Annotated in this window: 18 protein-coding genes; 5 read left to right on the top strand and 13 right to left on the bottom strand. The window is 70.1% G+C overall.

Going from position 1 to position 19630, the window contains the following annotated elements; translation table 11 throughout:
- The first annotated feature begins 31 nt into the window (after positions 1–31).
- Positions 32–1615 carry an aspartate:alanine exchanger family transporter gene (locus tag HW274_RS12480; protein WP_075253681.1) on the top strand — a complete coding sequence of 528 codons (1584 nt, stop codon included), beginning with the start codon at positions 32–34 and terminating at the stop codon, positions 1613–1615.
- Positions 1616–1857: 242 nt separating this feature from the next.
- Here the strand turns inward: HW274_RS12480 and HW274_RS12475 are convergent, their stop codons facing one another.
- Together HW274_RS12475 and HW274_RS12470 are read right to left on the bottom strand one after the other, a co-directional pair.
- Positions 1858–2286 (bottom strand): carboxymuconolactone decarboxylase family protein, encoded by a 429-nt coding sequence (locus HW274_RS12475; protein WP_075253682.1) that lies wholly within the window; start codon positions 2284–2286, stop codon positions 1858–1860.
- Positions 2283–2813 carry a MerR family transcriptional regulator gene (locus HW274_RS12470; RefSeq protein ID WP_075253683.1) on the bottom strand — a complete coding sequence of 177 codons (531 nt, stop codon included), beginning with the start codon at positions 2811–2813 and terminating at the stop codon, positions 2283–2285. The genes HW274_RS12475 and HW274_RS12470 overlap by 4 nt, the downstream gene beginning before the upstream one ends.
- An 89-nt stretch (positions 2814–2902) precedes the next feature.
- On the opposite strand from HW274_RS12470, the gene HW274_RS12465 reads away from it, so the two are divergent.
- Entirely contained in the window at positions 2903–3211 is a 309-nt protein-coding gene (locus HW274_RS12465; RefSeq protein WP_075253684.1) for an MTH1187 family thiamine-binding protein, read from the top strand.
- Positions 3212–3321: 110 nt separating this feature from the next.
- On the opposite strand, the gene mtnN is transcribed toward HW274_RS12465, so the two are convergent.
- Together mtnN and HW274_RS12455 are read right to left on the bottom strand one after the other, a co-directional pair.
- On the bottom strand, positions 3322–4065 hold the full coding sequence (mtnN, locus tag HW274_RS12460; RefSeq protein ID WP_185988921.1) for a 5'-methylthioadenosine/S-adenosylhomocysteine nucleosidase: 744 nt from the start codon (positions 4063–4065) through the stop codon (positions 3322–3324).
- Between the two features lie 332 nt (positions 4066–4397).
- Positions 4398–5021: a TetR/AcrR family transcriptional regulator gene (locus tag HW274_RS12455; protein ID WP_185988920.1), complete on the bottom strand. Its 624-nt coding sequence runs from the start codon at positions 5019–5021 to the stop codon at positions 4398–4400.
- A gap of 129 nt (positions 5022–5150) precedes the next feature.
- Here HW274_RS12455 and HW274_RS12450 point away from each other — a divergent pair, with 129 nt between their 5' ends.
- Positions 5151–7499: an MMPL family transporter gene (locus HW274_RS12450; protein WP_185988919.1), complete on the top strand. Its 2349-nt coding sequence runs from the start codon at positions 5151–5153 to the stop codon at positions 7497–7499.
- Between the two features lie 239 nt (positions 7500–7738).
- On the opposite strand, the gene HW274_RS12445 is transcribed toward HW274_RS12450, so the two are convergent.
- Positions 7739–8707: a helix-turn-helix domain-containing protein gene (locus HW274_RS12445; protein WP_075253688.1), complete on the bottom strand. Its 969-nt coding sequence runs from the start codon at positions 8705–8707 to the stop codon at positions 7739–7741.
- A 469-nt stretch (positions 8708–9176) separates the two neighbouring features.
- Entirely contained in the window at positions 9177–9659 is a 483-nt protein-coding gene (locus HW274_RS12440; protein ID WP_075253689.1) for an S-ribosylhomocysteine lyase, read from the bottom strand.
- Between the two features lie 40 nt (positions 9660–9699).
- On the opposite strand from HW274_RS12440, the gene HW274_RS12435 reads away from it, so the two are divergent.
- Both HW274_RS12435 and HW274_RS12430 read left to right on the top strand, forming a co-directional pair.
- Positions 9700–10524: an alpha/beta fold hydrolase gene (locus HW274_RS12435; RefSeq protein ID WP_185988918.1), complete on the top strand. Its 825-nt coding sequence runs from the start codon at positions 9700–9702 to the stop codon at positions 10522–10524.
- A 116-nt stretch (positions 10525–10640) separates the two neighbouring features.
- On the top strand, positions 10641–11966 hold the full coding sequence (locus HW274_RS12430) for an AI-2E family transporter (protein WP_185988917.1): 1326 nt from the start codon (positions 10641–10643) through the stop codon (positions 11964–11966).
- 216 nt (positions 11967–12182) lie between these two features.
- Here the strand turns inward: HW274_RS12430 and HW274_RS12425 are convergent, their stop codons facing one another.
- The 7 genes from HW274_RS12425 to HW274_RS12395 all read right to left on the bottom strand — a co-directional run bounded on the left by HW274_RS12425 (position 12183) and on the right by HW274_RS12395 (position 19470).
- Complete coding sequence (locus HW274_RS12425) at positions 12183–13139, bottom strand: siderophore-interacting protein (RefSeq protein WP_185988916.1); 957 nt, start codon at positions 13137–13139, stop codon at positions 12183–12185.
- 56 nt (positions 13140–13195) lie between these two features.
- Positions 13196–14089, bottom strand: a complete 894-nt coding sequence (locus tag HW274_RS12420) for an ABC transporter ATP-binding protein (protein WP_185988915.1) — start codon at positions 14087–14089, stop codon at positions 13196–13198.
- On the bottom strand, positions 14086–15177 hold the full coding sequence (locus HW274_RS12415; RefSeq protein WP_185988914.1) for an iron chelate uptake ABC transporter family permease subunit: 1092 nt from the start codon (positions 15175–15177) through the stop codon (positions 14086–14088). Before HW274_RS12415 ends, HW274_RS12420 begins: the two co-directional genes overlap by 4 nt.
- Positions 15174–16217 carry an iron ABC transporter permease gene (locus HW274_RS12410; protein WP_260679105.1) on the bottom strand — a complete coding sequence of 348 codons (1044 nt, stop codon included), beginning with the start codon at positions 16215–16217 and terminating at the stop codon, positions 15174–15176. The genes HW274_RS12415 and HW274_RS12410 overlap by 4 nt, the downstream gene beginning before the upstream one ends.
- Before the next feature lie 13 nt (positions 16218–16230).
- Complete coding sequence (locus tag HW274_RS12405; protein ID WP_185988913.1) at positions 16231–17265, bottom strand: iron-siderophore ABC transporter substrate-binding protein; 1035 nt, start codon at positions 17263–17265, stop codon at positions 16231–16233.
- A 194-nt stretch (positions 17266–17459) separates the two neighbouring features.
- Positions 17460–18407, bottom strand: a complete 948-nt coding sequence (locus HW274_RS12400; RefSeq protein ID WP_185988912.1) for an ROK family glucokinase — start codon at positions 18405–18407, stop codon at positions 17460–17462.
- A gap of 193 nt (positions 18408–18600) precedes the next feature.
- Positions 18601–19470: a thioredoxin domain-containing protein gene (locus HW274_RS12395; RefSeq protein WP_313902161.1), complete on the bottom strand. Its 870-nt coding sequence runs from the start codon at positions 19468–19470 to the stop codon at positions 18601–18603.
- Positions 19471–19630: the final 160 nt, after the last annotated feature.

The following is a 19630-nucleotide window of genomic DNA, read 5'->3' as shown; positions in this document are numbered from 1 at the left end:
GGGCCTTCGGGCGTGCGACTACCCTGGCGTCGTGTCCGTGCTCCATCCCGTCCTCGACGTCCTCGCGCAGGCGCCGATCCTCACCGTCTTCCTCGTCATCGGCCTGGGGACCGCCGTCGGGCAGATCCCGCTGGGGCCGATCCGCTTCGGCGCCGCCGGGGCGCTCTTCGTGGGCCTCGCGGTGGGCGCCCTCGACCCCCGGCTCGGCGCCGACCTCACCCTGCTGCGCAGCCTCGGCCTGGCCCTGTTCTGCTACACCGTGGGACTGGCCGCCGGCAACACCTTCTTCCGCGACCTGCGCAGGCAGCTGCCGCTCATGGCCCTGTGCGTCGTCGCGCTCGTGATCGCCGGCGCGGCGGGCGGCCTCTACTCCCACCTGACCGGGGTGAGCCCCGCCATGGACTCCGGCGCCTACGCGGGGGCCCTGACCTCACCGGTGCTCGACGCCGCCATCGAGGCGGCCGGCACCCAGGAGCCCGCGGTCGGCTACGCCCTGGCCTACCCCGTGGGCGTCGCCGTCGCCATCCTCATCGTGGCCGGGGTCGTGGGGCGCACCTGGCCGGGGCGGCGCGACCCGCGGCCCGCCAGCGCCGACGGCATCACCGCCACCAGCGTCTACCTCCTGCAGCGGGTGGCCCTGGGCGAGATGAAGGCCTTCAAAGAGGGCCGTATCCGCATCTCCTACCTGGAGCGTGACGGCGAGACCCGGGTCGTGGCCCCCGGTGAGGAGCTGCTGCCCGGGGATAAGGTCGTCATTGTCGGGGCGCCGGCCGCCGTCGAGTCGGCCATGCACGACCTGGGCACCGGGCTCCACAACTGCCTGGCCAAAGACCGCACCGCCGTCGACTTCCGGCGCCTGACCGTCTCCTCGACACGGGTGGCCGGGCGCACGATCGCAGAGGTGGACATGCCCGGGCGCTTCCAGGGCGTCATCACCCGTGTCAAGCGCGGCGACCTGGACCTGCTGGCCCGCGAGGACCTCGTCCTGGAGCTCGGGGACCGGGTGCTGGCGGTCGTCCCCAGCGACGAGCTGGAGAAGGCCGCCGACTGGTTCGGGGACTCCGAGCGCTCCATCGCCCAGATCGACGCCTTCTCCGTCGGGGTCGGCATGGCGCTCGGCGTGCTCCTGGGGCTGGTAGCGATCCCGCTGCCTGGCGGCATCACCCTGCGGCTCGGGGTGGCGGCCGGGCCGCTCGTCGTCGGCATGGTCCTGGGGTGGGTGGGGCGCACCGGGCCCTTCGTGTGGGGGCTGCCGCACGCCGCCAACTCCACCATCCGCCAGCTGGGGCTGCTGTTCTTCCTGGCAGCGATCGGGCTGGCCTCGGGGCCGGACTTCGCGGCCTCGGCCTTCTCGATGACGGGACTCAAGGTGGGGATGCTCGCCGCGCTCATCGTGGTGGTCAACGCGATCGTCCTGCTGGCCGGGGCGCGCTGGGCCGGGGTGTCCGCGCAGCGCGCCTCCGGCGGCCTGGCCGGGCTCGTCGGGCAGCCCGCGATCCTCGCCTTCGCCCTGTCCAAGCGCGATGACGAGCGCATCGAGGCCGGCTACGCGACCCTGTTCGCCCTGGCCATCGTCGTCAAGATCGTCATGGTCCAGGTCCTCGTGGCGCTGTAGGTGCGGAACCTTGTGGCGGTGGAGGGGGAGTGTCTCCGGGCAGCCGGAGCCGGTCCGAGTGAGCCCCGGTGTCCACATCGGTGACAAAGAAGCCTGCGGCCCGATGAGACCGTCAATAGAACCGCGGAATCATGCGGTTTCTTTGCGGCGGTGTACACCCGGAGCCCGCCTTTGTCTCCGATGTGGACACGCACGCCTCTTCGGCGACCTGCTGAGGCCGCGCGACGGGGCGGTACGGACGATCAGTCGGTCGCGTCGCGCCCGGCGAAGACCTCGCGGGCCACGAAGGTGGCGTTGAGCGCTCGCGGGAAACCGGCGTAGACCGAGGCGTGCAGGATCGCCTCAACGATCTCCTCACGGGTCAGCCCCACGTTGAGAGCGGCCCCGATGTGGATCCTCAGCTGCGGCTCGCAGCCGCCCAGGGCCGTGAGCACGCCGATCGTGACGAGCTGACGGCTGCGCGGGTCCAGACCGGGGCGGGAGTAGACGTCCCCGAACCCGAAGGCCGCGATGTGGTGAGCGAGCGCCGGGCTGATGTCCGCCAGCGAGTCGATGACGGCCTGGGCGGCCTCGCCGTCGACCGAGCGGGCGACCTCCAGGCCGCGCTCGCGCCGCGCCAGGTTCTCGGGGCTGGTGATGTCGTGCTGGGGGTGAGAGGTTTCAGCGGTCATGAGAGATTCTCCTTGTCAGTGCTGGAAATGTTGGTGTTGTTCGGGCTGGCCTGCCCCTCCAGCTCGCGCGTGTAGGCGGCGATCTTGTACTCGGTGGCGGCCAGCGCCAGCCGGAGCTCGTCGATCCGGGATCGCAGTCCCTCACGGTGCTTGGTGAGCAGAGCCAGGCGCTCGGGCACCGTGTCCCGACCGGCTTCGACCAGTTCGATGTAGTGCCGCAGGTCGCGGATCGGCATGCCTGAGGTCCGCATCCGGGTGAGGAACACCAGACGCCGCACGCTCGCGGCGTCGTAACGACGGCGTCCGGAGGGGTCGCGCTCCACCCGCACGAGCCCGATCCGCTCGTAGTAGCGCAGTGTGTGGGCGCTGACTCCCAAGCGGTCGGCGGTGGTCGCGATGTCCCATCCGGCGGCACCGGGCCCGTCTGCAGGCCCGAGGTTGTCGCTGCGCGGGATGGAGGCGAGCCGGAGCGCCTCGCGGAGCTGGGCGTCGTCGGGCTCGCCGCCTGGAGCAATCGTGCTGGTCATGATGCAGACCGTAGGACTTCGAGCGCGCTCGAAGGCAAGAATGCTCGGAGCGGCAGCCCCGGGAGGCGGCGCGGGGCTAGCCTGGCCGCATGCTCGTCGCCTTCTCCGTGTCCCCGACCACCACTGATGCTCCCGACGGCTCGGTCTCCGAGGCGGTGGCCCGGGCCGTGCGCGTGGTGCGTGACTCCGGCCTGCCTTATGAGACGACCTCGATGTTCACCACGATCGAGGGCGAGTGGGACGAGTGCATGGATGTGGTCAAGCGGGCCTGCGAGGCGGTCGCCGAGGTGAGCCCGCGCGTGGCGCTCGTCCTCAAGGCCGACATCCGCCCCGGCTGGACCGGCCAGATGAGTGCGAAGGTCGAGCGCGTCGAGGCCCGCCTGCGCCAGGCCGACTGAGCGGCGCCCGGCAAACCGACCAAAACTTCATCAACGATGCGGCTCCGGGTCGATTCTGAAGATTCTGTCGAAGTGTGGGTGGGGAGGGCGGCGCGGGCGGCGTCAGCGACTCAGCTGAGCAGGGCCAGGACGACCGCGGCGCTGCGGGCGGCGGCCTCCTCGGCGGCAATGTGGAAGTCCTGGCCCGCCTCGGGGCCGCACAGGTCGGACACGCCGCGCACCGAGACGAAGGGGACGCCTGCGCCCGCCGCTACCTGCGCCAGCGCCGTCGACTCCATGTCCGTGCTCAATGCCGCGGGGAAGACCTCACGGGTGTCGGCCACGTTCGCGGCCGTCACGAAGGAGTTGCCGGCCAGCATCTGACCGACGCGCAGTCGCGCCGAGCCCGACGACGCCGTGGCGCCGCGCAGGGCCTCCTGGCCCACCTGCTCCAGGCGCTCCAGCAGGGCCGCATCCCCGGCGAAGGTCTCCGGCTGCCCCGGGGTCTGGCCGCGGGCGTAGCCGAAGGCGGTGGCGTCGGCGTCGGTGAAGGCCAGGCTCGCCGAGGCGCACACGTCGCCGACCTCGACCTGGCGGCCGAGCCCACCAGTGGTTCCCGCCGAGACGACGGCGCTCGGGCGGACCTGAGCCAGGACCGTCGCCAGTGCGCTCGCGGCCGCCACGAGCCCGATGCCGCTGCGCACGACGATGAGCTCGCGCTCGCTGTCGGGAAGCTGGAGGGACCAGGCGCGTGCGGCCCCCGGCAGGGTCGGCGCCGGGGCAGCCGTGCGCTCGGGTAGGGCGTCCAGGAAGGGCTGGGCCTCCTCGGCCATGGCGCAGGAGACGATGACGGGTGCAGCACTGGTGCGACTCACGCGCCGAGCCTACAGGGGGCGGACGGCGACCGGCGTGGTTGGTGTGGGCTGCCTCGAGGGCTGCGCTTCTCCCGGCTCCCGCACTCTCCTGGCCCACCGGCGGGGACATTCCGCGCGGCCGGGTGCGTGTCGTTCCGGCTGGGGGCGTTCGACGCCGTCGGGGACAGGAATACGGTCCCCGGGCGCGCAGGATGTCCCCGGCTGTGGGGACGTGTCCCCGGACGCGCAGGATGTCCCTGGTCGCGGGGAAGTGTCCTCGGGTGCGCAGGATGTCCTCGGCCGTGTGGACATATCCCCGCCGCAGGCCGCACCCGACGACGTCGAGCGCGATGTCAGGCGTCGCCGACCTGCGTCGGCGTGCTCAGCCCGATGATGACCGCCTCGATGAGGTCTCGCAGCCTGTTGTAGTCGATGTTCTCGGCGATCGAGTCCATGAAGAGCAGGCTGACGATGTCGGCCAGGCTCGCCGTGGGGACGGTGGGGCGGCGTCCCATGCGGGCGAGAACCTTCTCGACCGTTCCGGACAGTCTGGCGGTGAAGTCGGCGCGCGCCGTGCCGGGGATTGTCGGGCTGTCGGGGTTGCGCAGCTGGAAGAGGGAGTACTCCGTGGTCAGCAGGTAGATGGTGTGGGCCTCGGGGCGGATGGCCTCGAGCAGCTCCATCAGCGAGTCCATCGTGGGGGTGCCCTCGAAGGAGTCGACGGCCTGCGTGACTTGTGACAGCAAGGTGTTGGAGCGCGTGACGATGGCCTCGGTCAGGACGTCCTGGAGTGAGGAGTAGTTGGAGTAGAAGGCGCCTCGGGTGAAGCCGGCTTTCTTGACGACGTCGTCAATGCGAGTGCTGGCAATGCCCTTGGAGGCAACGATGTCCGCAGCCGCCTCGATGAGGCGGGCGCGGGTGTTCTCCCGCTTGCGCAGCGTGCGCTCGGCGGCGGGCGGGTCGGTGCTCGGTGTCATGAGACCGCCCACCTTACCGGCGCCATAGGGGTGCGAGGAGTCACAACGTCCTGGGTTTCAATACATGAATGCATCCAGTACGTTTGCGTATCGAATTCGATCATCTCCGTACCTTCTGAAAGGTCCGTCATGTCCACCTTCCTTTTATCCCTGGGGCGATGGTGCGCTCGTCACGCCACCCGGGTCCTCGCGGCCTGGGCGCTGCTCATCGCTGCCCTCGGCGGCGTCGTCGCCACCACCGGTATCCAGCTCGACGACACCTTCACCATTTCCGGCACTGAGTCGATGCGCGGCCTGGAGGTCCTCACCGACCGGCTTCCCCAGGCGGCGGGCACCAGCGAGCAGGTCCTCATCACCAGCTCCAACGGCCGCATCGAGAACCACGCCCCGGCGGTCAACGCCTTTGCTCTTCGGGCATCGCAGATCGACGGCGTCGCCACGGTTTCCCCGCCCTTCGGTGACAAGACCGCCGGCGTTGCGTCATCCGTCTCCGCGGACGGCACCCACGTACTCGTCCAGGTGCAGACGGACGCCTCGGTCGGCTCCATCACCACCGGAACCACACCGAAGGCCAAGACCGTCGCCCAGGACCTCGACACCCTCGCCGAGCGCGCCGAGGCCATGGACCCGTCTCTGACAGTCCAGCGCAGCGGCAACATCGACCAGGAGGTGGGGATCGGCATCTCTGCCGTTGAGCTCGTCGGCGTCGCCATCGCCGCGATCGTCCTGCTCATCACCTTCGGCTCCTTCGTGGCCGCGGGTACCCCGCTCATCGCCGCCGCCGTCGGCGTGGGCGTCGGCATGCTCGGCATCCTCGCGGCGGCGAGCATCACCGACATCAACTCCACCACCCCGGTCCTGGCCGTCATGATCGGACTGGCGGTCGGCATCGACTACGCCCTATTCATCGTCTCGCGGGCGCGCGAGTACCTCGCCGACGGCGTCGATCCGGCCGAGGCCGCTGGGCGGGCCACCGCCACCTCCGGAGGGGCCGTCGTCTTCGCTGGCACTACGGTCATCGTGGCCCTGTGCGGTTTGAGCGTGGCCGGCATCAGGTTCCTGACCACGATGGGGCTGGCCTCGGCGGCGGTTGTGGCAGTGGCCGTGCTCGTGGCGCTGACGGTTGTGCCCGCTCTCATCGGCCTCCTCGGTCAGCGCCTGCTCCCGCGGCGTCGTAGGGCCGCCGACGCCGGTGCGGACGCAGACCGGAGGCCGGCCTCCCGCTGGGTGCGCACGGTGACCCGCCGCCCCTGGGTGACCATCGGCGCCGTCGTCGTCCTTCTGGGACTGTGCGCCGTCCCCGTCAGCGGCCTGCGTCTGGCCCTGACTGACAATGGCTTTGCCGAGAAGGGATCGCAGCAGCGCGAGACCTACGACGCCGTCGCCGCGGCCTACGGAGAGGGCTACAACTCTCCGATCGTCGTGATCGCTGACATCTCTCAGCCCTCCGGCTCCGTCGCCGCGGTCCAGGGTCTGGCCCGTGGCCTCTCCCAGCTCGACGGCGTCGAGGGAGTCTCCCTGGCCACTCCCAACGAGGACGGGACCCTCGCCTTCGTCCAGCTCCGCCCCGAGAAATCGCAGGCCGACCCCTCCACGATGGAGCTCGTGCGCAACATCCGCTCCCACGCCGGCGACTATGAGAGCCGCTACGGGCTCAGCAACGTCATGGTCACCGGTCAGACCGCTGTCGCGATTGACGTCGCCGAGGAGCTCAACGCCGCCCTCATCCCCTTCGGCATCGTGGTGGTGGGCCTCTCGCTCATCCTCCTCATGGTTGTCTTCCGCTCCATCGCCGTTCCCGTGACCGCGACCCTCGGGTACCTGCTGTCTCTGGGCGCGGGCATGGGCGCCGTGGGAGCCGTCTTCGGCTGGGGCTGGGCTGCCGACCTCCTGGCCGTCTCCAAGGTCGGCGCCGTCATCTCCTTCCTGCCGGTCATCGTCATGGGAGTCCTGTTCGGGCTGGCCATGGACTACCAGGTCTTCCTCGTTTCACGCATGCGCGAGGAGTGGAGCCGACGGCGCGGCGACGCGACTGATGCGACGCCTGAGGCTCGCCGTGAGGCCGCCGCGGTGGCGGTCGAGACCGGATTCCAGGGCAGCGCGAAGGTCGTGGTCGCGGCGGCCGTCATCATGATCGGCGTCTTCATGGCCTTCGTCCACACCGACAACGTGTACGTCAAGCCCATCGCCCTCGGTCTGACCGTCGGGATCGCCGCTGACGCCTTCCTCGTGCGCATGACCCTCATCCCTGCGCTCATGGCGGCGCTGGGAGAGAAGGCCTGGTGGCTGCCGACATGGCTGGACCGGCTGCTCCCCGTCGTCGACGTCGAGGGAGAGGGCCTGGAGCAGGCACTGGAGCAGGAGGAGGCCGCCGCCGGCCAGTCCGCCCGACCGGTGACGGACAGCTCGGGCGATGAGGCCGAGGATACTGAGGGCGCCGCGGACGCCGAGGACAGGCAGGCCGCTGTCGTGTCCTGAGCCCGCGCTCGCGGGGTCTGGCGAGGGCGGGTCAGGTGGATTGCCGCCGGCCCGCCCTTGCCGGGGACATTCCGTGCGGCCGGGTGCGTGTCCTTCCGGCCGGGGGCGTTCGACGCCGTCGGGGACAGGAATACGGTCCCCAGACGCGCAGGATGTCCCCGGTGGTGCGGAAAGGTCCCCGGTCGCGCAGGATGTCCCTGCCTGCGCGGGTCGCCCCGCTAGCCACGGCCTGTGACGCCCTACTGACCCGCGCCCTCGTCGTCCCGGGAGCCCGTGGCGGCGGTGACGGCCGCGGCCGGGTTGATGGGCAGTGCCCGGCGCGACTGGTCGCGGCGCAGTAGGAAGTTCCCCAGCCGGATCGGCCAGGCCACGTGGTTGATCCGCGGCCAGCGCAGCATGACGTAGTCGACGGCGTCGTCCACTTCCAGGCGCCGCGTCGAGTTGCCGACCCGCACCCACAGCGCCGCTCCGTCGTGCCCTTTGGCCGGCTTGAGGTAGACCGGCAGCGGGGACGGGGGCGCGGTCACCCGGCACACCTCCGCGGTCCCGTCCGGGGTGGGCGCGAAGTCCACCTGCGGTAGTGCCGCCGCGTTCGTGCCCATGCGTGTGCGCCACATGCCGCGCAGCCACAGCTCGAAACGGTCGGCGTCGGGCTGCTTGAGGGTCGCGTAGTCGGGGCCGAGCCCGATGAGGTTGCCGCCGTCGTCGACGCCGAGCAGCAGCGTGCCGCCCGCGGAGTTCATGAAGGCCGCCACCGTCTTGGCCACGATCTCCTCCATGGCCTCGTCGCGCTTGTCCGTGCGCAGGTTCCAGCGCGCTGAGGACTTGAACTCCAGGCGGTCGGACTCGCCCATCTGGGCGACCTCCGTGATCGGCAGCAGCGTGGGATGGTGCTGGATGCGCGCCAGCACCGCGGAGGTTGCCACCAGCACCACGACCGCCACGCCGCAGGAGGTCGCCAGCATCTTGAACGAGAACAGGTCGCCCTCGTCGAAGATCCACCCCGCCAGCAGCAGCCCCAGCCAAAGGCCGACAAGCGCGATGAGCGTGGCCGCCGCGCCGGACACGGAGACTCGCCCGCGCAGCAGGAACCGCGTCAGCCGCCCCACGAGGAAGGACAGCAGGAGCAGCAGCGGCTGAGCGATGACCCACCAGATGAGGATGGGGTTGGCGGGGTTGGTGATGGTGACGGTCTCGATGCTCTCCACGTGCGTCAGGTTCTCTTCGTCTCGGTGCCTCGCGGCGCGGGCACAGGGTGGGCGGGGGGGGGGCTGAGTGCGATTCAGGATGCGGTCGGTGCCGGTGCCGGTGTCGGTGCTGGGGTTGGACCGGGCCCGACGTCGGAGCCCGGCGACGGCCGTCGTCTCGCCCCATGACTGTGCCGGGTCCGGTGTTGCCAGACTGTGAGGACGGTCCTCTCCTCTGTTCCTGGTCTCGGTGGTCTGTGGTCTCGGTGGCGCCTGGTTGTGGCGGCTCCTCCTCTCGCCGACGGGGACATTCCGCGCGGCCGGGTGCGTCTTGTTCCAGTCAGGGGCATTCGACGCCGTCGGGGACAGCAATCCCGTCCCCGCACGCGCAGGATGTCCCCGGCTGGGAGGGAGTGTCCCCGGGCGCGCAGGATGTCCCTGGCTGAGGGGGAGTGTCCCCGGCCGGGCGGGACAGGGCCAGGCGGCTGCGTCAGGCCATGACCTGCGTCCACTCGTCGCGGGCCGCGAGGAAGTCGCGCACTGCCTCCTGGGCGGCGGCCAGCGAGTGGTTCGCCCCCCAGCCGCACTGGACCTCGTTGGCCGCTGGCACCTCCTGAGCAGTGAGGATGTCGCGGAAGGTCGCCTCCAGCAGCGGCAGGAACTCCTCGGTCTCCACCCCCAGCATGAGGGCGTAGAAGCCGGTCTGGCAGCCCATGGGGGAGAAGTCGATGAGCCGGTCGGTGTGGTTGCGCATGAGCTCGGCGCTCAGGTGCTCGATGGAGTGCACGGCCTCCATCTCCAGGTGCTCGCGGTTGGGCTGGCAGAAGCGCACGTCGTACTTGACGAGCACGTCCCCGCCGGGCAGCTCCTTGCGGTCGGCCACGCGCACGTAGGGCGCGGCCACCTTGGTGTGGTCCAGGTTGAAGGACTCGACGTTCATCCTTGGCGTGCTCTGCTGACTCGTCTCGCTCATGGGCTCAGCCTACGGGGCGGTCACGAGGCAGGATGGGGCCATGACTTCACTGGCGCGCATCGTCACGGGGCCCGACGCCGCCCCCACTCTGGTCCTGCTCCACGGCATCACCGGCTCCGCGGTCTCCCTGGCCGAGGCCATCGACCACTGGGTGGGCCGCGGCTACCGGGTCGTGGCGGTCGACGCCCGCGGGCACGGCCTGTCCCCGCGGTGGGAGTCGGCCCAGCTCGAGCGGGCCGGGGAGGTCCTCGTGGAGGACCTCGTCGCCGTCCTGGAGGAGTTGGAGGCCGCCTCGCGCGGCCGGGCCGCCCTGGGCCTGCCGACGCCGCCAGCCCCGGTCGTCATCGGTCACTCGATGGGTGCGGCCACCGCCATGGTGGCCGCCGTCCGCCGCCCCGACCTGCTCTGCGGCGTCGTCCTGGAGGACCCGGCCCGCTTCGGCACCCGCAGCCCGCACGAGCTCCTGGCCCGCGGCGCCGCCCGGGAACGGGCCCGCGCCGCCGAGGTCGCCGACCTGCCGGCCGCCGTCGGCCGCGCCCTGGAGACCATGCCCGACGCCGAGGCCCTCCCGGGCGTGTGGGCCTCCCAGCGCACCGACCCGGGCCTGCTGCTGTCCGGCGTCGTCGCCCCCGAGGTCCCCTGGGACGAGGCCATAGCCGCCCTCGAGGTCCCCGCCCTGCTGCTCACCGGCGACCGGCCCGGCAGCGCCCGCGTGGGCAGCGAGGGCCTGGCCGCCGCCGCCCGCAACCCCCGCATCACCCCGGTCCTCGTGCCCGGGGCCGGCCACCAGGTGCGTCGCAGCGACCCGCAGGCCTTCTACCGCGCCGTCGACACCTGGCTGGCCGAGGTCCTGCCGGTGGGCTGAGGCGGGACTGCAGGCCACCGGGCCGTCGCCGCGACCGCGGACAGGGGGAGAGCTCCCACGGCGCGCAGAGGCCCGTCGGGGCGCAGCGCGCCGCCCGTCCGTGGGAGGATGCGCCCATGGCAGCTGTGTCGGAAAAAGCTCGGAAGGCCGCCGTTCCCCTCCCCGGGGAGCGCACGCAGGGGGAGACCATCGCCTATCTCCTGGCGGCACTGACCATTGGCGCGGTGGGGCTCTACCTCATCCAGGACCTCTTCGCCCCGGCCTTCTTCGCCCTGACCCTCGTGGTGACGGTCCGGCCGCTGGTGTCCTGGATGACGCGCCACCGGGTGCCGCGCGTGGTCGCGGCGACGGCGGCGATCGCGCTCATCTTCACCTTCGTCGTTCTGCTGTTCGCGGCCCTGGCTGTCGCCGTCGCCCAGCTCGTCGACACCCTGCCGCAGTACGCCCCCAAGTTCCAGGCGATCTGGAAGCAGGTCGAGACCCAGCTCAACGGCATGGGGGTCGACCAGTCCGCGGTGCTCAAGCAGGTCACCAACGTCCTGGACACCTCCCAGCTCGTCATGGTGGCTCAGTCGGTCCTGGGGCAGCTGACCTCGGCCAGCGCGATGATGGGCGTCATGTCGATGGTGGTCGTCTTCCTCATGTTCGACACCGCCAAGATCGAGATCCGCACTGCGGCCCTCGGTGTCCTCAAGCCGGGCATGGCCTCCGCCCTGGTGTCCTTCTGCGAGGCGGTGCGCTCCTACTGGATGGTCTCGACGGTCTTCGGTCTCATCGTGGCCGTCATCAACGCGGTCACCCTGTGGTACCTGAACGTGCCGATGGCCATCACCTGGGGCGTGGTCTCCTTCATCACCAACTACATCCCGAATATCGGCTTCGTCCTGGGCGTGGTGCCGCCGGCGATCCTGGGGCTGGTGGACTCCGGCCCTTGGACGGCGCTGTGGGTGGTGCTGTCCTACGTGGCGGCCAACTTCGTCATCCAGTCCCTCATCCAGCCCAAGTTCACCGGGGACGCGGTGGGGCTCAACACGACGACGACCTTCCTGTGCCTGCTGTTCTGGTCCACCGTCACCGGTGCGTTGGGGACGATCCTGGCGGTGCCGCTGACCCTGTTCGTCAAGGCCCTCCTCATCGACTCCGACCCGCGCTCGCGCTGGGTGGGGATCTTCCTGTCCGCCGGCGACTCGCCCGTGCGCGACCCCGATGAGCTCGACCAGGGCGTACTCGACCAGCTCGACCTCGACGGTGACGGCGTTGGCGAGGCCGATCCCGACTACGGCCGGGCCGTCGTCGAGAAGCGCGCTGAGGTCATCAAGGAGCGTGAGAAGGCCGGCAAGTCGGCCGCGCGCGCCGACGGTGGTGGGGACGGCATCGGGGGCGACGGCGACGACGTCGGGGCCCCCGCACCCGCGGACTCGAGCCGGGCCACGAAGGACTGAGCTCAGGCCTCCGCTTCGGCGCACTGCTGGCCGCAGGGCGAGCCTGGCGCACCCCCAGGGAATTGGCGACTGCGTTTCGATCCGAGAACGTACTTCTCCTCCAGACGACTGAGGTCCGCTCCCAGTCATCTGGAGGAGAACGCGGTCCTCGTGCAGAAAGTACGTTCTCGATGACGCGATCTGCCGTTCAGCTGTCCGGTGCGGGAGCCCTCGGGCTCAGCCCTCGGCGCGGCCCTGGCGCCAGTAGCCCATAAAGGCCACGGAGCGCCGGTCGATGCCACGCTCGCTGACCAGGTGACGGCGCATCGTCCGCACGGCGGCCGCCTCCCCGGCGAGCCACGCGTACAAGGTCGTGCGCTTGAGCGCGTCCCCGCCCTTGGCGTGGCGCGGCACGTCCCACAGCAGCTCACGGTCGACATCGATCTCCTCAACCTTCTGCGGCACCCCCACTGGGCACAGCTCCTCGGCGGCCCGGCGCACACCCTCGACGAGCAGTTCACCGTGTGCGCGCCCGTTGCGCCCAGCCACCCGCACCTCGATCCCGGGATGCATGGGCAGGTAGGAAGCATCCTTGTCACCGGGCATCTCGACGACGGCAACTCCTCGGGCGCTCGACGGCAGGTCCTCCAGGATCCGGGCGATCGCCGGTGCCGCCGTCTCGTCCCCGCCCAGCAGATAGCGTTCGGTCACCTGCGGTGGCACGAAGTCCACGCCCCCGGTGTCGCCGTCCCACTGCCGGTTCGGTCCCAGCAGGACCGCCTCGGTACCGACCTCGGCCTCAAGGATCCACCGTGCGGCCGGCCCCAGCGGGTCGTGCACCACCATGTCGACATCCACCTCGGCCCGGGTCCCGGCTGCGTCATCGGGGTCCGACGCGTCGTGGCGAACCAAACGGGTCGTGTAGGTGCGGATCGAGCACCGGTGCTCCTCGGGCAGCCTCATTAGGCGGCCGTACCAGTCCTCGCCGTCGGGCAGCCGCTCATAACCCGACGCCAGCGCCGGCAGCACCAGCTTGATCCGCTGGTCCCAGCCCGGGTCGGCGTAGTGGACCAGCTCGTCGCCGATGAAGGTGAAGCGCCGCATGGAGGGCGTGACGTCGCGGATCGCCGCCACCGTGACGTGGAAGAAGCGGAACGGGGAGGTCGGCGAGGCGGAGGGTCTGGCTGGGCTCATCTCGGTATCTCCTTCGCGAGTGTCTGCGGCGATGGATGCTGGGATCAGGAACCGGTTCAGTCAGTGCGAGTGACGCTAGCGGTACCGGCTATGGTTCCGGTGTCAGAACCAGCGCTCGAGCCGGCACCGCGCACGTGGTGGCGGCCCTTGGGCAGGATGAGGGGCGTTCCCGAGACCGGGTCGGTGATGACGTCGGAGTCCAGGTCGAAGACCCTGGCCACCAGATCGGCGTCAACCACCTCCCGTGGGGGACCTGCGGCCACGACCCTGCCGGCGCGCATGGCGATGATGTGGTCGGCGTAGCGGGCCGAGAGGTTGATGTCGTGCAGCACCATGACCACGGTGGTGCCGCGCTCCCGGTTGAGGTCAGTGAGCAGGTCGAGGACCTCCACCTGGTGGGTGAGGTCCAGGAAGGTCGTGGGCTCGTCCAGCAGCAGCACCGGCGTGCGCTGAGCCAGCGCCATAGCGATCCACACCCGCTGGCGCTGACCGCCGGAGAGCTCGTCGATGGAGCGGTCGGCCAGCTCGGCGGTCCGGGTGGCCAGCAGCGACTCCTCAACGATCCGGCGGTCCTCGGCGCCCGTGGAGCGGAACATGGACTGGTGCGGGTGGCGCCCGCGTCCCACGAGGTCGGCCACCGCGATCCCCTCGGGGGCGATCGGCTGCTGGGGCAGCAGGCCCAGCCGGGTCGCCAGTCTCCGGGTGGGGATCTGGCCGATGGGGGTCTCGTCGAGCAGGACCTGGCCCGCAGTCGGTGCCAGGATCCGGGCCATGGTCTTGAGCAGCGTCGACTTCCCGCAGGCGTTGGCCCCCACGATGACGGTGATTCTGCCGCTGGGGATTGTCACGTCCACACCGTCGACGACGATGTGCCGACCGTATCCGGAACGCAGGCCCCGTGTGGCGAGCTCGGGGACCGGGGAGGGGGAGGAGGTCGCAGAGGAGGTCATGCCGAGGCGCCCTGTCTGTTGATGCGGATGAGCTGGCTGATGAGGTAAGGGGCGCCCATGAGGCCAGTGACCACGCCCACGGGCAGTGCGGCGGACAGAAAGCACTGGGCTACCAGATCGCATCCCTGCACGATGACCGCGCCCATGAGTGCCGCTGGCACCAACAGGCTGCGGTCGGTCTGCCCGATGAGCCTGGCCGCCATTGGCCCGGCCAGGAAGGAGACGAAGGCGATGGGGCCGGTGGCCGCCGTGGCGAAGGCCGATAGCGCCACCATTGTGATGACCAGCGCCAGGCGGGCCCGGTCCACGGGAACGCCCAGTCCGGTAGCGGTCTCCTCACCCAGGGTCAGAGGCCCCAGGTCACGGCCGATGACGAGCAGCAGTGCCCCGCACACCGCCATCGCCGCAGCCAGCACCGGCACCTGGTTCCAGCTGACCGAGTCTAGTGAGCCGCTCAGCCAGCGCATCGCCTCGATAGCCTTGTACACGTTGCCCTGAAGCTGGAGATAGGAGATGAGGGAGGTGAACATCGCTGACACGCCGATGCCGATAAGAATGAGCCGCCCGCCCTGGGAGCGCCCCTGACCGGACAGTAGGAAGATGGTGAGCGCGGTGCCCAGACCGCAGGTGATGGCCAGGATGTTGACGCCGATGCTGGAGGGTGACCAGCCCAGCACCAGGATGGCGAAGACCGCCGAGGCCGAGGCGCCCGAGGTGATGCCGATGATGTCGGGGCTGGCCAACTGGTTCCGCAGCATTGTCTGGGATGTCGTTCCGGCCATTCCGAAGGCCATCCCGGCCAGCAGCCCGATGATCGCCCGGGGCAGTCGGATCTCTCCGACGTCGAAGGAGGCTCCCGGCACGATGTCGCCGGAGAGCACCGCAAGCACCTCATCCGGGCTGTACCAGGTCTCGCCGACCAGGATCATGGCCACCCACAGCGCTGCGGCTGTCAGAGCCAGTGCGATGGTGACGGCTGCAAAGCGGAGGGTGCGGTGTCGGTGACCGGCGATGGAGAAGCCCGGCTGCAGGGTGCTGGGTGCGCTGCTGGTGCTGGCGGCGTCACTGGTGATGCTCGGGGTGCTCATAGCTCGCGCACCTTCGTTCCACGGACGATCATGATGAGGATGGGGGCGCCGATGAAGGCGGTCACCATCGCTACCGGCAAAGCGGCCGAGGGACGGGAGACGATCCGCCCGACGACGTCGGACAGCGTCAGCAGGTCCGCCCCGCACAGGGCGGACAGCGGCAGCAGCCAGCGGTGGTCGGGGCCGCAGAGCATACGCACCGCGTGAGGGACCATGAGCCCGATGAACCCGATGGGACCGATGACGGCTGTCACGGCCGAGCACAGGAGCACGCCGGCGCTCGCCGCCGCCAGGCGCGTACGGGTGACGTTGACGCCCAGCCCGATGGCCATCTCCTCGCCCAGCGCCAGTGAGTTGAGAGGGCCTGCGACCAGAAGCGCCAGGACGGTAGCCACGGCCAGGAAGGGGGCGATCGTCGTCAGGGAGCTCCAGTTGCCGCGCCCCAGGGAACCCATCTGCCAGAAGCGGTAGTCGTCGAGGCCCTGAGCGCGCGGAAGCATGACGGCGCTGATGGTGCAGGACAGGGCGGCGCTTGTGGCCACACCTGCTAGGGCGAGCTTGACCGGCGTCGGACCGCCCGGCCCCAGGGAGCCGATGGCGTAGACAAACACGGCCGTCAGGGTCGCCCCGATGAGGGCGAACCACAGGTACTGGGAAGCCCCCGAGATGCCGAGGAAGGCGACGCCGATGAGGATGGCTAGCGAGGCGCCAGTGTTGACACCGAGGATCCCGGGGTCGGCGATGGGGTTGCGGGTCACCGCCTGCATGAGGGCGCCCGAGACCCCGAGGGCCGCCCCTGCCACGAGGGCGACGACGGTGCGCGGCACGCGCTCGGCGACCACCAGCGCGCCGATGTCGGTGCGCGAGCCGGACAGGCCTCCGACGATCTCCCCAATCCCCACGACCCGAGTGCCGAAGGCGATTGAGCACAGGGCAGCGGTGACGGCGAGCGCCGTCAGAAGGATCAGGGCGGCCAGGCACCGGCGCAGCTGCCTACCAACGCCAGTGCTTGGATCGGTTGTCGCTGTTGAGGTACTCACCGGGCCCTGGTACTCACTTCACCTTGCCCGCCGCGGTGGCGATGAGCCCCACGTACTTCTCGATGCCCCACGGGATCGACAGCGGTCCGGGGTTGGTGGAGGCAGCCATCGGATCGCTATTGCCCACGAAGGCGACTGCGCCGTTCTTGATGGCGCGCACCTGGCTCAGGAGGCTGTTGGCCTGCATAGCGGCCAGGTCGGACTCGGTGCCGTACATGACGATGAGGTCGAAGTCGTTGAGCGAGTCCGCGTTCTCGGTGGAGATGTCCACATTGAAGGCCGAGGCGTTCTCCTTGGAGGCCTTCTCTACAGAGGCCGGCACCTTCATCCCCAGATCGGACAGGAAGGCGGTACGAGGGTCGGCGGTGGTGTAGTAGCCGAACTTGGTCGCATCGCCTTCGGCGGTGTAGCAGAAGGCAGCGGCCTTGCCCTTGATCTGCGGGTGCTTGGCGACGGCATCGGCCACCTGCTTCTCCAGGTCGGCCACAAGCGTGTCGCCCTCGGTCTTCTTGCCGACGGCTGTGGCGTTGATCGCGATAGTCTCGCGCCAGGGTGTGCCCCAGGCGACCTTCGGGTAGGCCACGGTGGGGGCGATCTTGCTCAGCGTCTCGTACTCCTCCTTGGACATGCCGGAGTAGACGGCCAGGATGACCTCGGGCTTGGTGGCGTTAACGGCTTGGGGGTTGATCTTGACGCCACCGTCGTCGTCGAAGAGCTTGGGTTGGGCGGCACCGTTAGCGGTCAGCTCGTCGACCTTCTCCTTGGTCCAGGGCAGCATGCCGGAGCCGTCGGTCACTCCCCAGGTCTGCTTGGAGAAGCCCAGCGGCATGATGCCCAGCGCCAGGAGGACGTCCTGGTTGGCCCAGGCAACGGTGGCGACCTTGGTGGCGTCTGCGGGAACCTCGGTGGTGCCGTAGATGTGCTCGATCGAAATGGTCTTGCCGGAGGTGGTGGACGATGCGCTCTTGGAGCGGCCGCAGGCCGCCAGGAGAGTGGTAGTGGACAGGGACGCGGTGCCAAGGATGAATGACTTGCGTGAGACGGTCACGAGGCCTCTTCTCTGGTAGAGCCGATCAGGAGAGATCGGTCGAACAGGCTGACGCTAACCGAGGTAAGGCATACCTAACAATAGGAGGGTCGGTGCAATAGCGCACGCTGACGCCGCGTCATCTCGCAAGGTTCCCGTAAGAGCCTGGATGGCTGATGGTTTCCAGGCCGACCCGAGGATGGTGCCCGGGTGGTTCAGGGCTGGCGGGCCAGGTCCGCGGCGCCGACGAGCCCGGCCTCCTGGCCGCCCTCGGCCAGGACCACCGGGATGGTGGGGCGGTGGGTACCGGCCGTGAGGTTCTCGGCGAAGGCCTTGCGCGCGGGGGCGAGCAGGATGTCACCGGCCTCGGCCAGGCCGCCGGCGATGACCACGACCTCGGGGTCCAGCAGCGCGCACATGTCCGCCAGCCCCACCCCCAACCAGTGGGTGAGCTGCTCGTAGCACTCCAGGGCCGCCGGGTCCCCCTCGCGGGCCGCGGCGGTGACGGCCTTGCCGGAGATGTGCTCCGGGTTGCCGCCGGAGAGCTCGATGATGCGGGCCGCGTAGTCGGGTCGGAACTGCGCCAGCTCCCAGGCGTTGATGCCCAGGGCCGTGCCGGCGCTGTAGCGCTCCAGGCACCCGCGCAGGCCGCACCCGCAGGGGCGGCCGCCGGGAACGACGTTGAGGTGCCCGATCTCCCCGCCGAATCCGGCCGCCCCGCGCAGGAGGTGGCCGTCGACGATGATGGCCCCGCCCACGCCGGTGCCGATGGCCACGATGAGAGCGTTGCGCTTGCCGCGGGCCGCTCCGAAACGGGCCTCGGCCCACCCGAAGGCATTGGCGTCGTTCTCGACGACGACGGGCAGGCCCACGCCCTCGGAGACGACGTCGCCGATCCGCATCCCGGTCCAGTCCAGGTTGGTGCCGTGCGCCATTGTGTTGCGGTCGGAGGACACGAAGCCCGCGGCCCCGATGCCCACGGTGGCCACGTCGGGGAAGTCCTCCCGCAGCCGACGCACCACCATCGTGATCGTGTCAATGATCGCCTGGCGGCTGAAGGCGGGGGAGTCGCGCCGAATCGTCTGAAGAACCTTCCCCTCGTCGTCGACGACGCCGGCCGCGATCTTCGTTCCGCCGACATCCACTCCGATGCTCAGTGCCATGCTCGCGCTCCTTGGTGAAACGACCGTTGCTGACGTCGCTGCTTGCGTCGTTGCTCGTCAGACGATCAATGGGATAAGTGGTGGAAGAATAGCGTCCCCCGGCCCGCCCGTGGGGCGAGTCGGGGGAGAAGCTCCGGGGTGGGGCGGGCGCGCGGGCGCCGAGGGGCGCCGTCGGCGCTCCGCTGCGCGGCGGTCAGTGCGCCGACGCCGGTGCCGCGGGGCTCGTCGGGCTCGCGGTCCCGGTAGCGCCCTGGGCCCCCTTGGCCTCCTTGGCCTTGGCGGCCTGGCTCTTGACGACGGCCGTCATGTAGTCGGCGTCCTTGTACCCGTTGATGTAGGTCTCGCCCACGATCATGAACGGGGTTCCCTGAATGCCGATGGAGTGGACGTGGTTGGTGGACTCGGAGACGGCCTTGACGGTCTCGGCGGCAGTCATGTCGGTGCGGAACTTCGACAGGTCCGCCACCCCGGCCTTCTTGGCGAAGTCGACCAGGGAGTCCTCGGTGTAGGCCGGGTGGCCCTTGGGGTCGGCGGCGGCGTAGACGGCGTCGTGGAACTCCCAGAACTTTCCCTGCTTGGCGGCGGCCCGCCCGGCCTGGGCGGCCAGGGGCGAGGTCTCGCTGATCTGGGCCAGGTCGCGCCACTCGATGCGCAGCGTACCCTCCTTCACCAGCTTGTTCAGCTCGGGCTCGACATTCCGGGCGAACTGGGTGCAGAAGGGGCAGGCGAAGTCGGAGTAGATGACCATGACGACCGGCGCGTCGACCTTGCCCTTGGCCTGGCCGTCGGCCGGGTCGCGGTGGATCTCGGAGTGGATGAGCTCGAGGGTCTGCTGGTCGGCGACCGGCGGGGCCGGCTCGGGCTCGGGGACCGCGGCCGCCGAATCGGAGGAGGAGGCGGGCGCCTGGCTGGCGGCGGCGGCTTGATGGCGCCGGGAGGCGACGTTCTGCAGCAGCACTGCGGCGAGGACGGCCAGGATGACGGCGATGACCACGAGGGTGATGACCGTGGCGCGGTTGGTCCTCGACTGCGTCGGCGTCGAAGAAGGCGGCTGAACACTCATGGCAGCGAGTCTGTCAGAGGAGACAGGCCCCGCAATACGCCTGATATGGCTGATGAGAGCACAGTTCGTCACAGCCGTCTCAGGCCGATCTCGGCAGGCCCGCCAACCTCACGGGGCGCTCACGAGCCGCTTACGGCACGCTCACGAATGTCACCGAAAA

It is taken from the genome of Actinomyces sp. oral taxon 169 (assembly GCF_013394715.1).
Lineage (GTDB): Bacteria > Actinomycetota > Actinomycetes > Actinomycetales > Actinomycetaceae > Actinomyces.
This window is presented reverse-complemented; position numbering and strand designations above follow the sequence as displayed.